Consider the following 15160-nt stretch of genomic DNA (forward strand, 5'->3'; position numbering starts at 1 on the left):
ACCTAACAGACGTCATGGTATTGTTCTTATGGGGCGTCAGACGCTCAGCGCCTGACGCAGTAATACGTTATTTCTTGCGTGCCCGGTCAAGATAACGGGCAATCCGGCCGATGGAATCTTCCAGGTCATCCGGGCGGGGCAGGAACACCACGCGGAAATGGTCCGGGTCGGGCCAGTTGAAGGCGGTGCCCTGAACGATCAGCACTTTTTCTTCGCGGAGGAGGTCCAGCGCAAAGGCTTCATCGTCTTCGAACGGGAAGACCTTCGGGTCCAGTTTCGGGAACAGGTACAACGCGGATTTGGGTTTCACGCAGCTCACGCCGGGAATTGAGTCGAGCATTTCCCAGGCCAGATCACGCTGGCGCCCCAGGCGGCCGGTGGGCAGCACCAGGTCACCAATACTCTGGTAGCCGCCCAGAGCGGTCTGGATAGCATGTTGGCTGGGTACATTGGCACACAAGCGCATGCTGGCCAGCATATCCAGCCCTTCGATATAGCTTTCCGCCCGGTGTTTGGCGCCGGAAATAACCATCCAGCCGGCACGGAAACCGGCGGCGCGGTAGTTCTTGGACAGGCCGTTAAAGGTGATGAACAGCAGGTCATCGGCCATGGAGGCGATGGAGGTGTGTTCCTCGCCGTCGTAGAGGATCTTGTCGTAGATTTCATCGGCGAACACGATCAGGTTGTTCTCGCGGGCGATCTGCAACAGCTCGCGCAACATGGCCGGCTCGTAGTTGGCACCGGTGGGGTTGTTCGGGTTGATGATCACCAATGCCTTGGTGTTCTTGTTCACCTTGGCGCGAATGTCTTCCAGAGACGGCTGCCAGTCCTGCTGTTCATCGCACAGGTAATGCACCGGGGTGCCACCGGATAACCGCACGGAGGCCGTCCACAGCGGGTAGTCAGGCGCGGGCAGCAGCACCTCATCGCCGCTGTTGAGCAGTGCTTGCATGGCCATGACAATCAGCTCGGATACCCCGTTGCCGATGATTACGTCATCCACGGTGACGCCTTCAATGCCCTTGGTCTGGGTGTATTGCATCACCGCCTTGCGGGCCGGGAACAGGCCCTTGGAATGGCAATACCCGGTAGATTCCGGCAGATTGGCGATCACGTCCTGGAGCAGTTCTTCGGGCGCTTCGAAACCGAACGGGGCCGGGTTGCCGATGTTGAGCTTGATGACCCGGTGGCCTTCGTCTTCCAGCCGGTGCGCTTCACGCAGCACAGGGCCGCGAATGTCGTAACATACGCCTTTGAGTTTGTCGGATTTGCTGACGTGGTATTGATCGCTTGTCATGAAGTTCCCGCAGGTCGACTCGTAGAGGGCAGGGAAGTGATTCTACAATGCGTCCTTTTCACTGTATATCTGGCGCCTGCATTGAAAGGCGCAAACCGGAGTAGAGCGTGACCCCATTCAAGGATTTACTGGCCCTGGCGGTGAACCGCAAAGGCTCGCTGAAAGCGGTGCAGTCACAGCTGCCTGACGTCGCTGATGCACAAACACTGCGTGGCCGTGATGATGCGTTTTATATGTCAGCGTTAACCCGCCGTATTTTCCGTGCCGGCTTGAAACATTCCCTGGTGGACAACAAGTGGCCGGCATTCGAGGAAGCCTTTTTCGGTTTCGACCCGGAGAAGCTGGTGCTGATGCCGGATTCCATGCTCGACGAGCGCATGCAGGACACCCGTTTGATTCGCCATTGGGGCAAGATGAAGGCGATCCGCCATAACGCCCAGCTGGTGCTCGATCTGGCCGAAGAGTATGGCAGTGTGGGGAACTGGCTGGCGGACTGGCCGGCGGACGATACCGTAGGCATGTGGCTGTTGCTGAAGAAGCGGGGCAAGCAGCTGGGCGGCAATTCCGGTGCCGCGTTTTTGCGCATGGTGGGGCGCGACACCTGGTATCCCACTGGCGATGTGGTGGCCGCGTTGAAAGCGCAGAACATTATCGATAAACCCCCGGCGAGCCAGCGGGACCAGAAAGCCGCGCAGGCGGCTTTCAACACCTGGCAGGCGGAAAGTGGGCGGCCCCAGGCGCATATCAGCAAGGTGCTGGCGTTTACCGTGGGTTGACCCGATCCTGGAACTCTCGTGCTTTATTAAGAGTTATGACTAGCTTGATGCAGGCAAAGACATAAATGATAATGACTCGCCTTTAATGTACTGAATCGAGTTCAAGCCTATGCCGCGCACCTTCCTGGTCCGTCCTTTCTTCGGGGTCCTGCTCGCGTTTTTTTGTTTTTCCCTGCCTGCCCATGCCGCCAACCAGACCGCCCTTGTCCAGCTGGTCGAGTATGTGGGGGCGGACTATATCAATGCCGTGGTGGATGGCGAGATCGTTAGCCCGGCAGAATATGCTGAAATGTCGGAATTTTCCGCGCTGCTGGCCGAAGGGGTGGCAGAGCTGCCCGAGGCTGAAGGCAAGCAGACACTGCAAACCCAGGCCAATAACCTCCAGCAAGCGGTAACCGATAAAGCGGCGGAGAGTGAGATCAAGACTCTGGCGCAATCTATCCGTGCGACGCTGGTGAGCGTTTACGGTATTCCGGTATCGCCCAAGCAGGCCCCGGATCAGGAGCATGCGGCGGCGTTGTACCAGAGCCACTGCGCGGCCTGTCATGGTGCGCAAGGCAAGGGCGATGGCCCCGCAGGGGCGGCGCTGGAGCCTGCCCCCACTGACTTTACCGAAGTGGAGCGCTATAACGGCCGTTCACTGTTGGGACTGCACACCACCATCACCCAAGGGGTGGAGGGGACTGGCATGGCCGCCTATGCCGACACGCTGAGTGAAGAAGACCGCTGGGCGCTGGCGTTCTATGTGGGGGCCAAGGCAGTTACCGATCAGGTGGCTGAGGAGGGCGAACAGGTTTTCAGCACCGTGCCTGGCATGAAAGGTACTCTCACCCTGGACACCCTGGTGGCTCAGGCCCCGGAAGATGTGCTCAAGGAGCAAGGCCCGAAGGCCTATGCGGCCCTGGGTTACCTGCGCCGCACCCCCGGTGCGCTGTTCAACAAGAACCGTTTCATCGCCTTGAGTCATGACAAGCTGACCGATGCGGACAAGGCGTATCAGGCCGGCGATAAGAAGGCGGCCAAGGCGGCGGCGCTGTCTGCCTACCTGGACGGTTTTGAAATGATTGAGCAGCAGCTGGCTGCGGTGGACAGCGAGCTGATGCGCAGTGCGGAATCCCGCTTTATGGCGGTACGCGAAGCCATCGACCGGGATCGTGAGGCCAGTGAGGTGAGCGACAAGGTGGCGGCAGCCCAACAGGGCCTGGCCCAGGCCAGTGATGCCTTGTCCGGTGATGGCCTGAGCCCGGCGGCAACCTTGTCTGCCAGTTTCTTCATCCTGTTCCGTGAAGGTCTGGAGGCCCTGCTGGTGGTGGCAGCCCTGTTGACGTTTACTCGCAAGGCCAACGCGGTGAAGGCGACCCGTCATATTCACTATGGCTGGATCACGGCGTTAGTGGCCGGCGGCCTGACCTGGTACGTGGCCAACACGCTGATTACCTTCAGTGGCGCATCGCGGGAAATGACCGAGGGCTTTGCCGGTGTGGTGGCCGCGCTGATTCTGTTTTACGTGGGCTTCTGGATGCACAGCAACAGCAATAGCCAGAAGTGGATGGGCTACATCAAGAGCAAGGTGGACAATGCCCTGGGCGAGGGCACCATCTGGGTCTTGGCCTTCGTGTCCTTCATTTCCGTGTACCGGGAAATTTTCGAGACCATCCTGTTCTATGAGGCCCTGTTGAGCCAGGTGACGGCGGCGACTCAGCCTTACCTGTTTTACGGTATGGGGGCGGCCATTCTGGCGCTGGCGGTGGTGTGTTTCCTGTTCTTCCGCATTGGCATGCGCTTGCCCCTGAGTCTGTTCTTCCGCGTGACCAGCATTGTGCTGCTGATCCTGTCGGTGATTCTGCTTGGCAACGGCATTGCCGCCCTGCAGGAAGCCGGGCTGATCAGTGCGTTCTACCTGGGCGTGCCCACCATCGAGTGGTTGGGTCTCTACCCGACCGTGCAAGGTGTGGTGGCACAATCAGTGGCGATTATCCTGGCCGTGGTTTTCTGGCTACGTGGGCGTCGCAGCCAGTCGGCCTGAGCACTGAGTTGCTCCGGGTATCGTGTCCCGGATTGAAAGAGCCGCCTGCGGGCGGCTTTTTTGATTGACGTGCCAGCCCGTGGCTACAGTCACCGGTGTGAATCGCGTAGACTTTTCGTTCCGTTAGTTCAGGACATTTCATGCCTCATATCAGCTTTCTTGGCATCGGTCTGATGGGGGCGCCCATGGTGGCGCGACTGCTGGATGCCGGTTTTTCCCTCACCTTGTGGAACCGTACCCCTGACAAGGCACAGCGATTTGCCAGTCGAGCACGCATTGCGGCCAGCCCGGCGCAAGCCGTGGCCGAAGCAGATGTGGTGATCACCATGCTGGAAGACGGTGCGGTGGTGGATCAGGTGCTGTACCAGAGCGATGCCATTGCCGGGTTGCGCTCGCAGGCGCTGGTCATCGATATGAGTTCCATTGAACCCGGCACCGCCCGGCGGCATGGCGCGCGGGTTGCGCAGCAGGGCGGGGGGTATCTGGATGCGCCCGTGTCCGGCGGTACCCGGGGAGCACAAGGCGGCACGTTGTCGATCATGGCGGGCGGGAGTGATCAAGACATCGACCGGGCAGGGCCGATTTTTCAAGCCCTGGGCAAGGCGACGCATATTGGCACGGTGGGCAGCGGCCAGCTGGCGAAACTGGCCAACCAGGCGATTGTCGGCATTACCATCGGCGCGGTTTCAGAAGCCCTGTTGCTGGCCGCCAAGGGTGGCGCCCGCCCGGAAAAAGTTCGTGAAGCATTGTTGGGCGGCTTTGCGGGCAGCAAGATTCTTGAGCAGCATGGCGAGCGCATGCTGGCCCGGGATTTCGAACCCGGCGCCCCGGCGCGGATCCAGCTCAAGGACTTGCGCATGATTCTGGACGAGGCCCGTGCTGAAGCGTTAACCCTTCCTCTTAGCCAGCGGGTGTTCGAACAATATCGGGCCTTGCAGGCAAGCGGTCATGGCGATGTGGATCACAGTGGTCTGCTATTGGAGCTGGAAAGGCTCAATGGCGTTCGATTGTCTGCTGGCACGGGTGGGGTAGATCCCGAAGAGGAGAACGGGTAATGCCACGTTTTGCCGCCAACCTGTCCATGCTGTTCACTGAGTTACCATTTCTGGAGCGTTTTGCCGCTGCGGCGGATGCCGGCTTCAAGGGGGTGGAATATCTGTTCCCGTATGACTGGCCTGCTGACGAGTTGGCGTCATTGCTGGCGGAGAACGGGCTGACCCAGGTGCTATTCAACTTGCCTGCCGGGGACTGGGATGCCGGAGAGCGCGGCATTGCGTGTTTGCCGGATCGGGTGGAGGCGTTTCGCGAAGGTGTGTTTACCGCCATGGACTACGCCGAGGCGCTGGGCTGTGGGCAGGTAAACTGTCTGGCGGGCCTGAAACCGGCAGCGCTGCCGTCAGAGGTGGCCTTTGCAACCCTGGTGGAGAACCTGCGTTTTGCTGCGGACCTGTTCGCCGCCAAGGGGCTGACCCTGACACTGGAAGCGATCAACTCCCGGGTGGATATGCCCGGTTTTCTGGTGGATACCTCGGCCATGGCCATGGCGGTGATTGAGGCGGCGGGCCGCGACAATATCCGCCTGCAATACGATCTTTATCATATGCAGATTATGGAAGGAGATTTGTGCCGTTCCCTTTCGCGACTTTGTCCCCATATAGGACATATTCAGTTTGCCGATAATCCCGGGCGCCATGAGCCGGGCAGCGGCGAAATTCATTTTGATACCGTGTTTGCTCACATCGACTCGCTGGATTATGCGGGCTGGGTGAGTGCGGAGTACCGGCCCCGGGCCGACACGATAACCAGCCTGGGCTGGTTTAACGCAACCAAACAGGAACCGTGATGCAATTCAATTGGGGTGGAAAGATCATCCTTGGCCTGCTCGGCATGCTGGTGGGCGGGCCCATAGGTCTGGGTATTGGCATGCTGATTGGGCATATGCTCGACAAGGGCGCCGAACGGGTACAGACCTTTAACCCATTTCGGCCCTATGGCCCGGGCGAACAGTCACAGATTCAGACAGCGCTGTTCGATACGGCGTTTTCGATCATGGGGCACCTGGCCAAGGCCGATGGCCGTGTCAGCGAAGACGAAATTGCACAGGCCAGGGCGGTGATGGATCGCATGCAGCTGTCTGAAGAGCAGCGCAAGCAGGCCGTTGCCTTGTTTAACCAGGGCAAGCAGGACGATTTTCCGCTGGACCAAACCGTGGCCGCGTTTGCGACAAGCGTGAAGCATCGCAAACAACTGATTCTGGTATTGCTGGAAATTCTGCTGCAAACCGCGCTGGCCGATGGCGAACTGGACCCGGCCGAAGAAGCGATTCTGGTACGGGTGGCGGAAGGCCTGGGTGTGCCGCGCGCCCAGTTTCAGCAGATTCTCAACATGCTGCTGGCCCAGGCGCAATTTTCCGGCGCCCGCGGTGGGCATTCCTACCAGGGTGGCCAGCAGGCAGCCGGGCCATCACGTCCGCCCCTGTCGCAGGCGTATCAGGTGCTGGGCATCACTGATAGCGCCAGTAATCAGGAGGTCAAAAAGACCTACCGCAAACTGATGAGCCAGCACCACCCGGACAAGCTGGCCGCCAAAGGCGTGCCGGAAGAAATGATTCGCGTGGCCACGGAAAAAACCGCGGAAATCAGCAAGGCCTACGAAATGATCAAGGAACACCGCGGCTTTAAATAAGGTTCTTCGCGGATTAGCGTGAAAAACGCCGTTATGCTTGGTTGACCATAGAGTTGCCAGAAATGCCGGCGTTGCCGGATGCCAAACGCCTGATGCCGGACGTTAAATCAGGCCCCTGATGCTCTGGAAGGTTGAAGCGACGAACTGGGGAGTCTCTGTAGCACGCCCAACAGCGCTGATTTTTTTGTGGGAGTGATGCTTGCATCACGAATAAGGTTGATGGATTACAGGCTCCTTCACGATGCCAGAACCCCTTCCTATATTAGCGTGGGCGTTTTTTAGGGGCTGCCTGGCATCAAAACTCGCCGGTCAAACGCTGATAATACATTATGCAGGCGACGCTCGATGCTCGTTTCCTCGTCAGGCATTCGGCGTTTAGCATCCGGCAACGTGCGAGACATTCACGACAAATCAAGCCAACTGCTAGAAACGTGATATTCCCTCAAATCCCCGATGAACCTTAAATAAACGCAACAGGGCTCACGCAACAAGCAACACGCCGGGAGTTTGGCGTGTTGCGTGCCGCGTGAAGCCTGTGGCGTTTCCCGATTCAATAACTGGCGCTGGGGAGCCGGTCGATTTTCGGAATCGGCCAGCCGCTGCTGACCAGATCGGATTCCCCGGACCACCAGCGGTTCAGCAAGCGCGTTGGCAGATCCGCGCGGGCGCGGCCGCTAAGCCGTTGCAGGGCTTCATGGTAGGCGGGCTGGTAGCGCAAGCGTTCGGGTAGCCGGCAGGTCAGGTCCATTAGCCGGTGAATGTGTTTCTGGTAGCTGCGATGGGCATCAAGTCCGGTTTGTGGCAACCGAAACTGTTCGCGCAGGTGTTCGGGAATCTGAAAAGACGCCAGGCCAAGATAACTCCCGTAGGGGAGCCGGCCGGGGTAACCCTGTTCGCGTATCAGGGTATGGCCAAGCTGGCGGCGATGGCGGGGAATGTCGCCGTTGCGGGCCAGCCGTTTGCTCCACCAGCGTTGGTGTGCATGCCAGTGCACCGGTAATCGCTGTGGGGGTATGCCCATCGCTTCGGCCATCACCATGGTCTCTTCGAACAGCCTTTCCTGGTGGGCGGTGGACAGCGGTTCAATAACGCTTTGATAGATCCGCAGGCACGAATCCATCCACGCGCTAAGCATGTACAACAGGGTGTCGCTGTCTTCCACATCGAACAGGGTTTTGCGGCGGGTACAGGGGCTTTGCAGGGTCAGTAACGCCTGGTCCAGATTGCCAAAAACCAGCTTCAGCATAAATACCTGCGTGTGTTGCAGGCGCTGCATCATGTCGTTTCCGGATGTGGTCAGTTGCGCTGTGCGGCTGTCTGCCAGCGCCAGGAGTAATACGCGACCTTGTGCCAGGCACATGAGGTTTTCGCGCATCAGTTGCCAGCATATGGAACCGGGGCCGAACAGGCCGGCATCAGGGTGGTGGCAGCGGTCGGTGATGCGCATCAAGCCGTGTTCCTGATGATCTCGGGTGATTAATTTCGGTAATGCCATGTGCATGCCTCCGTGGTGCAGATGGATAGGATTTACCGACTACCACCAAACACTGCAGGACAAGGCTGCAGGGGGACAACGTAGTGCAGATTTCGACATGGCCGTACCGCCATGCTCACTTTTATCTTACGGCCACGGGCGATTGAATCTAATCAGAAAATGTGGTGATTTGAGCGTTAAGGGGAACGGTGAACCGTTTCTGCTTGTCGCATAAACAGGGCCGGTCGTATTGGGCTGGCTTGCCATTTCCATTTAAGGAGCGACTTTCATGTTGGGCGAAAATCACAGCATTCATCACGAATTTCCCGATTTTCACCAGAAGATAGACGAGCTTGCTAACGCCGACCCCTCGTTCAAGGCGTTGATTCTGGAGCACGATAAACTGGACAAAAAGATACGGGGGCTGGAGATGCGCGAGAGCCCGATTTCGGATCCTGAGATGGAACGGCTAAAGCAGGACCGCATACGGCTGAAGGACGAGATCTACCACCGGTTAAGCCATCACTGAAAGAAAAAGCCTCTGGTATCAGAGGCTTTTTTTATTTACTTCATTAACAATCTAGCTTTTGGTTCCGAGAGCAGTTTTTTTGCATAGACACCCGGCGGAAGGCCATTGCTATCACGGCTATAATACATTCGGGTGATGAAATAAAATTCCTTACCAAACGGAATGTCCGTCAGTGAAAAGCCCACATTGGGTAATTGCCCGGCAAACCTTTCGGGTTCGTTCACCTGGCCGGCATCGTCCTGATAGAGCAGCCGGGCGGGGGTATCAAAGCCCTTCACGAAGGCCAGCTGGGCCAGCATGTCGAAGCCTCGGCCAGTGCCAAACCAGATCCAGTTGTTGCCTTCCAGTGGCATGGCGAGCATGGCTTTTTCCGAGTCCGACAGCACTCCATCGGTAATGCCCACGTGGTTGCCGGTCCAGCTGGTAACCAGTTTGCTGTCGTAGAGGCCGTTGCCATCCAGCGAAATATCCAGAGCAGGGCGTGCCAGCACAGTGTCGGCAATGCCGGGCAGGGTGAAACGGCTATGGATATCGACCTGTTGCGGCATCACCAGAAAATAGTTGTGAATGCGCAGCACCGGCACCCGTGCCACCTTGACGGAGGTAGTGGCATAGACCATGGCTGCCAGTGGGCCGCTGATAATCTGTTCTACTTTTGGATCCAGGTTGTTGTTGTTCAGGGTGACGCGATTGTTTTCTCCGAATACACCAGCGCTGAGGCGCAATTTGAGCGTATCAAGAATACTTTGGCGCTCGCCGTTTTCCCCTTCGAAACCGCGAAAATAAAAATCGCTCCACTTGAACAGATTCTGATCTGTCATGCTCAAGGCAAAGTCGGTGCTTTTGATGGTCATGCTTTCCGGGTCGAACTGCACATAGCGCTCTGTGCTTTGCAGATAGGCGTTCTTGACCAGGTAAAAATGGTGTTCCTTGTCGTTATGGGAGACCAGCAGTTCTGCGGCGACGTTTTCTGAAACATTACCGCTTAATGCCGGGCCACCGTCTTCGAAACGCAATAGCAGCCGGTCTTCTGCATCGATGCGGAGCGGATCACCAATCAGATGCGTGCTGTCATCTTTCTCAAAGTAGGGGTAGCCCTCCCTGGACCATTGGACCCACTGGTGGGGAACCGGCACAAGGCGACCTTCTTTTACAGCGAAAAAGGAGTACAGACCGATATGTTTGCCGATCAGGGGTTTGAAGTCGGCGCCGGTGAGGGTAATGATCTGTGCCCAGAGGGCCGATGAGGCGCAAAGCAGCAGGAGTGTAGCCAGCGCCCGGGTGACGGTATTTTTTATCATTATGGTCTGTCATGGCTGTCGGTACAGGGTCCATGATGCGCCTTTGCGCCGGGCCGTCAATGATCCGGCGACCGGAAGGTCAGTCTTCAAGCTCAATGCGCTGGGCAAAATGGGCCAGGGCCTGCGGGTTGGCCAGGGCATTGCGGTTGGTGACAGGCCGGCCATGGATGACTTCTCGCACCGCCAGCTCCACGATTTTACCGCTGACCGTGCGCGGGATTTCGGGTACCGACAGAATGACGGCGGGCACGTGGCGTGGCGTGGCGCCCTGGCGAATGGCTTTACGGATGCGAGCCTGGAGTTCGTCATTCAGGTCTACGCCGTCTGCGGGCACCAGAAACAGCACCACGCGCACATCACCGTCGAATTGCTGGCCGACCACAATGGCTTCGCGGATTTCTGGCAGGGTTTCCACCTGGCGATAGATCTCTGCGGTGCCGATGCGCACACCTCCGGGGTTGAGTACCGCATCGGAGCGGCCATGGATAATCAGCCCCTGATGGCTGTCATGGGGCACCAGCTGGGCGTAATCGCCATGGGCCCAGACGCCCGGGAAACGGGCAAAGTAGGCAGCGTGAAAGCGCTGGCCGTCCGGATCATTCCAGAAGCTTACCGGGCAGGACGGAAAGGGGCTGCGGCACACCAGCTCGCCTTTGCTGTCGGCCAGGGGCTGGCCGTTGTCATCGAATACGGCCACATCCATGCCCAGGCCGAGGCATTGCAGCTCGCCGCGATACACCGGCAGCATGGGGCTGCCCAGTGCGAAACAGGAAATAATGTCGGTACCGCCGGAAATGGAGCTGACCAGTAATGACGGTTTCACCTGCTGGTACAGGTAGTCATAGCTTTCGTGCAGTAGTGGCGAGCCGGTGGAGAAAAGGGTGCGCAGGGTGCTCAGGTCGTGGCTGTCTTTCGGGCGCAAGCCGGATTTTTCCACCGCCTGAACAAACTTGGCACTGGTGCCGAAGTGGGTAATGCCTTCTGCATCAATCAGGTCAAACAACCGGCCGGTATCCGGGTAGGCCGGGTTGCCGTCATAGAGCACCAGAGTGGCGCCGGTGTGCAGGCCGCAGATAAGCCAGTTCCACATCATCCAGCCGCAGGTGGTGAAGTAGAACAGGGTGTCGGTGTCGCGCACATCGCCGTGCAGATGCAGTTCTTTGGTCTGCTGAAGCAGGGTGCCGCCAGCCCCATGGACGATACATTTGGGCTGCCCGGTGGTGCCGGAGGAATAGAGAATAAAAAGCGGATGATCGAAGGGCAGGCGCATAAAGTCAGGCGCCGGGCCGGCGGCCTCCAGCCAGGCGCCCCAGATCAGTGCCCGGGGAACGCTGCTGCTATCGCCACGGCCGGGTACCACAATCAATAATTCCGGTTTCAAGGCCTCATGCAGTGCGTCTATACGCTCGCCGAGATCGATCCACTTGCCGTTGTAGTGATAGCCATCACAGGCCAGCAGCACCTTGGGTTCGATCTGTCCGAAACGATCCAGCACGCCGGAAACCCCGAAATCCGGGGAGCAGGAGGACCAGACAGCACCGATCCAGGCGGCGCCCAGGGCCGCGATCAGGGTTTCGGTGCGGTTGGGCATAAAGCCCGCTACCCGGTCTCCGGGTTGAATGCCGGCCGCCAGCAGTTGGGCGGCCACTTTGCCGGCGGCCACCCGCAGTTGTGCATAGCTGATGGCGCTGCGGCTGCCATCTTCCAGCACGCTGACGACGGCAGGGTGGGTGTCGTTACGTTTGAGCAGGTTTTCCGCGTAATTGAGTTCGCCGTGGGCAAACCAGCGGGCGTCCTGAAAGCGTTCCCCTGGCGTCAGCACGGTATCGCCGGGCCGGCCGACCACACCGCAATGATCCCAGACCTGTTGCCAGAAGGCGTCCGGTTGCTCCACAGACCAGCGATGCAGGGCCTGATAATCGGTTAAGGGCAGGCCACTGTTGGTGCGTGCTTGTTGCCAGAACGCGGCCAGGTGAGTGTGCTGGCTGCTGTCATCGGGTTGCCAGAGAGGCTCACTCATTCTGTCTCTCCCTTGCTGTCGGTATCCGTGTGGCTGTCAGCGGCGGTGAATTCCACCAGCACGGTGCCTTCGCTGACACTGTCGCCAGCGGCGACGGCAAAGCCGTTCACCATGCCGGGTACGGTGGCGCGCAGGGTGTGCTCCATTTTCATGGCTTCCAGTGTAATCACCGCATCGCCGGCTTCAACGCTATCGCCGGGGGCGGCATGCAGGGCGACAATGGTGCCGCTCATGGGGGCACTGAAGCCGCCAGCATCCGCATGCCGGGCGGTATCACGGCTGGGGTTCAGGGTGACCGGGTAGGCCTGGCCGCCCACAAACAGCACCACTGTGTGGGTGTTTTGCCAGGCGAAGCGGGCCGCCAGGCTGTCCGTTCCCCAATGCAGGCTGAAATCTTGCTCGGCGGTGGTCACGGCAAAACTGACAGCGGCCTGGCGGTCACCGATAGCGGTTTGCTGGCTGTCTTCGCGCACGGTGAATTGTTCCCCGTTTGCTTCCACCCGGGTTTGGCGCAGGCGCTGATTCAGTGGACGCCAGCCATTGAGGGATTGCCAAGGGGTGTCGCCGGTGGCCTTGTGTGCCTGCAAGCGCGCCGCAGCCAGGGCCAGCAAGGCGGGGTCGACGGCGGTGGCCTCCAGCAAATGCGGGCGATGTTCGAGCAAGCGGGTATCCAGCTCGGCCCCGGCGAAAGCCTCGTCGTTGAGCACCCGGCGCAGGAAGGCGGCGTTATGGTGGATGCCTTCCAGCTCCAGGGCGTCCAGTGCCTGAATCAGTTGTTGCCGGGCGGCGTTGCGGTCCGCGCCATGACAGATCAGCTTGGCGATCATGGGATCGTAGTGCTCGTCTACCCGGTCGCCCTGTTCGTAGCCAGCATCCACCCGGCTGAGGGAATGGGGCCAACGCAAATGGCGCAGCAAACCGGAGGAGGGCAGAAAGCCCTGTTCCGGGTTTTCCGCATAGAGACGTACTTCCATGGCGGCGCCGTGGCGCTGAATTTTATCTTGCTGTTTCGGTAGCGGTTCGCCGGCGGCCACGGCCAGTTGCCAGGCGACCAGATCCTCGCCGGTGATCATTTCGGTGACTGGGTGTTCCACTTGCAGGCGGGTGTTCATTTCCATGAAGTAGAACTGGCCATCCTCGCCGTAAAGGAATTCGACGGTGCCTGCACCCCGGTAATCAATGGCTTTGGCGGCTTGCACTGCGGCATGGCCGAAGGCGTTGCGGGTGGCTTCATCCAGGCCCGGCGCCGGCGCTTCTTCGATAATTTTTTGGTGGCGGCGCTGCACGGAACAGTCCCGTTCGAACAGGTGCACGGCGTTGCCGTGATTGTCAGCAAACACCTGAACTTCCACATGGCGGGCGGTGGGCAGGTAGCGCTCCAGTAGCACTCGGTCGTCGCCAAAGGCGTTGCTTGCTTCGCGGCGAGCGGCGGCCAGGGCTTCATCAAATTCCTCGGCACGATTGACTATGCGCATGCCTTTGCCACCGCCGCCGGCGACTGCCTTGATCAGCAGCGGGAAACCGACTTCGCTGGCGGCAGTGGTCAGCTCGCTGTCGCTGGCGCCTTCTTTATCGAAGCCGGGCAGAACCGGTACGCCACTTTCGGCCATCAATTGGCGGGCGGCGGCCTTGTCGCCCATGACTTCGATGGCGCGGGCATTGGGGCCCACAAAGATGATGCCAGCCTGGTCGCAGGCGGCGGCAAAGGCGGTGTTCTCGGACAGAAAACCGTAGCCCGGATGGATGGCATCGGCCCCGGTGGCCTGGGCAGCGGCGATTACCTTGTCGATGACCAGATAGCTGTCGCGGGCAGCAGCAGGCCCCAGGCAGACGGCCTGGTCCGCTTCCATTACGTGGGGCAGGGTGGCATCAGGTTCGGAATAGACTGCCACCGTGGCGATGCCTTGTTGGCGGCAGGTGCGCATGATGCGACGAGCAATTTCGCCGCGGTTGGCGATCAGGAGTTTTTTTATCTTTGCCATAGCGGTGCCTATTATCGGTGGCAATGTTGTTTAGTAGTGTCGTTTGCGTCGCGATCGGGATGAGTTAAAAGTTCAAAGTTTAAAAGTGCGGCATGGACCGTTATGTTTTTTCAGGCAGTGCCCGCGATGTAAATGGTTTGAGCGCGGAGCACCTAAAACCTGAATGGGCACACAATCAGCTTCGCGTTTCAACTTTTAACTTTAAACTTGCAACTGCCTTTCATCGCGCCGCCAGTGACGCTCCTACGGATAGTGGGTCAGATCCAATTCGGTTTGCGTTTTTCCAGAAAGGCGCTGAGCCCTTCCTGACCTTCATCGCCGGTACGCAACCGGGCGATGAGAGCGGCGGTATCGCTCAGCATGGCGTCATTGATGGGCCCATCACTGACGCGGGCTATCAAGGCGCGGCTTTCCACCTGTGCCAGCGGGCCGCCGCTGAGCAGGGACTGCACCAGTGCATCAACGGTGCTGTCGAGAGCGTCTTCGCTGACCACCTCGTGGACGATGCCGATCTGCTGTGCGCGGTCAGCGGGGATCACTTCTGCGGTCATGAAATAGCGATTGGCTTGCCGCGGACCCATGGCGCGAACCACGTAGGGGCTGATCACAGCCGGTACGATGCCCAGTTTCACTTCACTGAGGCAGAAGCGCGCGTCGTCCGCTGCCACGGCCATGTCCGCCGCGCAGATCAAGCCCAAGGCACCACCAAAAGCGGCTCCTTGTACGCGAGCAATGACCGGTTTGGTGCATTGATCAATGGCCTGCATCAGCGTGGCCAGGCGCAGGGCGTCCTGCTGGTTCTGTTGCGCATCCAGCCTGCCCATGGCGCGCATCCAGTTCAGATCTGCACCGGCAGAAAAGTGCTTGCCGGCGGCCTGCAGTACCACCACGCGCACAGCTTCATCGCTTCCGGCTTTTTCAAAGGCCTCGGTGAGCGAGGCAATGATGGTGTCGTCGAACGCGTTGCGTTTGTCCGGGTTATCCAGCGTAATCCGGGCAACCGGGCCCTCGATCAAAGTGTTAACGCTCATAGCTTGCTTCCTGTTTTGCGTCGTGCGTCAGGCATCTTG

Annotated in this window: 12 protein-coding genes; 6 read left to right on the forward strand and 6 right to left on the reverse strand. The window is 59.2% G+C overall.

Annotated features, from left to right (window positions below):
* Nucleotides 1-67: 67 nt before the first annotated feature.
* The gene (locus COA55_RS03285) at nt 68-1297 is read right to left on the reverse strand and encodes a pyridoxal phosphate-dependent aminotransferase (protein WP_063520495.1); all 1230 of its coding nucleotides are present in this window, start codon (nt 1295-1297) and stop codon (nt 68-70) included.
* Nucleotides 1298-1404: 107 nt separating this feature from the next.
* Here COA55_RS03285 and COA55_RS03290 point away from each other — a divergent pair, with 107 nt between their 5' ends.
* The 5 genes from COA55_RS03290 to djlA all read left to right on the forward strand — a co-directional run bounded on the left by COA55_RS03290 (nt 1405) and on the right by djlA (nt 6784).
* Nucleotides 1405-2073, forward strand: a complete 669-nt coding sequence (locus tag COA55_RS03290; RefSeq protein ID WP_063520494.1) for a DNA-3-methyladenine glycosylase I — start codon at nt 1405-1407, stop codon at nt 2071-2073.
* Nucleotides 2074-2182: 109 nt separating this feature from the next.
* Nucleotides 2183-4099, forward strand: a complete 1917-nt coding sequence (locus tag COA55_RS03295) for an FTR1 family protein (protein WP_290500634.1) — start codon at nt 2183-2185, stop codon at nt 4097-4099.
* Between the two features lie 140 nt (nt 4100-4239).
* On the forward strand, nt 4240-5154 hold the full coding sequence (locus COA55_RS03300; protein WP_290500635.1) for an NAD(P)-dependent oxidoreductase: 915 nt from the start codon (nt 4240-4242) through the stop codon (nt 5152-5154).
* Nucleotides 5154-5942, forward strand: a complete 789-nt coding sequence (gene hyi / locus COA55_RS03305) for a hydroxypyruvate isomerase (protein WP_290500636.1) — start codon at nt 5154-5156, stop codon at nt 5940-5942. Before COA55_RS03300 ends, hyi begins: the two co-directional genes overlap by 1 nt.
* The gene (gene djlA / locus COA55_RS03310; RefSeq protein ID WP_290500637.1) at nt 5942-6784 is read left to right on the forward strand and encodes a co-chaperone DjlA; all 843 of its coding nucleotides are present in this window, start codon (nt 5942-5944) and stop codon (nt 6782-6784) included. The genes hyi and djlA overlap by 1 nt, the downstream gene beginning before the upstream one ends.
* Before the next feature lie 550 nt (nt 6785-7334).
* On the opposite strand, the gene COA55_RS03315 is transcribed toward djlA, so the two are convergent.
* Nucleotides 7335-8279, reverse strand: a complete 945-nt coding sequence (locus tag COA55_RS03315) for an oxygenase MpaB family protein (protein ID WP_290500638.1) — start codon at nt 8277-8279, stop codon at nt 7335-7337.
* A gap of 268 nt (nt 8280-8547) precedes the next feature.
* Here COA55_RS03315 and COA55_RS03320 point away from each other — a divergent pair, with 268 nt between their 5' ends.
* Nucleotides 8548-8787, forward strand: a complete 240-nt coding sequence (locus COA55_RS03320) for a YdcH family protein (RefSeq protein ID WP_290500639.1) — start codon at nt 8548-8550, stop codon at nt 8785-8787.
* A 35-nt stretch (nt 8788-8822) separates the two neighbouring features.
* On the opposite strand, the gene COA55_RS03325 is transcribed toward COA55_RS03320, so the two are convergent.
* From COA55_RS03325 to COA55_RS03340, 4 genes are all read right to left on the reverse strand, one after another.
* Entirely contained in the window at nt 8823-10088 is a 1266-nt protein-coding gene (locus COA55_RS03325; RefSeq protein ID WP_290500640.1) for a hypothetical protein, read from the reverse strand.
* A 79-nt stretch (nt 10089-10167) separates the two neighbouring features.
* Nucleotides 10168-12108 carry an acetoacetate--CoA ligase gene (locus COA55_RS03330; protein WP_290500641.1) on the reverse strand — a complete coding sequence of 647 codons (1941 nt, stop codon included), beginning with the start codon at nt 12106-12108 and terminating at the stop codon, nt 10168-10170.
* The gene (locus COA55_RS03335; RefSeq protein WP_290500642.1) at nt 12105-14090 is read right to left on the reverse strand and encodes a biotin carboxylase N-terminal domain-containing protein; all 1986 of its coding nucleotides are present in this window, start codon (nt 14088-14090) and stop codon (nt 12105-12107) included. Before COA55_RS03335 ends, COA55_RS03330 begins: the two co-directional genes overlap by 4 nt.
* A gap of 257 nt (nt 14091-14347) precedes the next feature.
* On the reverse strand, nt 14348-15121 hold the full coding sequence (locus COA55_RS03340; protein ID WP_063519085.1) for an enoyl-CoA hydratase/isomerase family protein: 774 nt from the start codon (nt 15119-15121) through the stop codon (nt 14348-14350).
* Between the last annotated feature and the right edge of the window lie 39 nt (nt 15122-15160).

The organism is Alcanivorax sp. (genome assembly GCF_002733835.1).
GTDB lineage: Bacteria > Pseudomonadota > Gammaproteobacteria > Pseudomonadales > Alcanivoracaceae > Alcanivorax.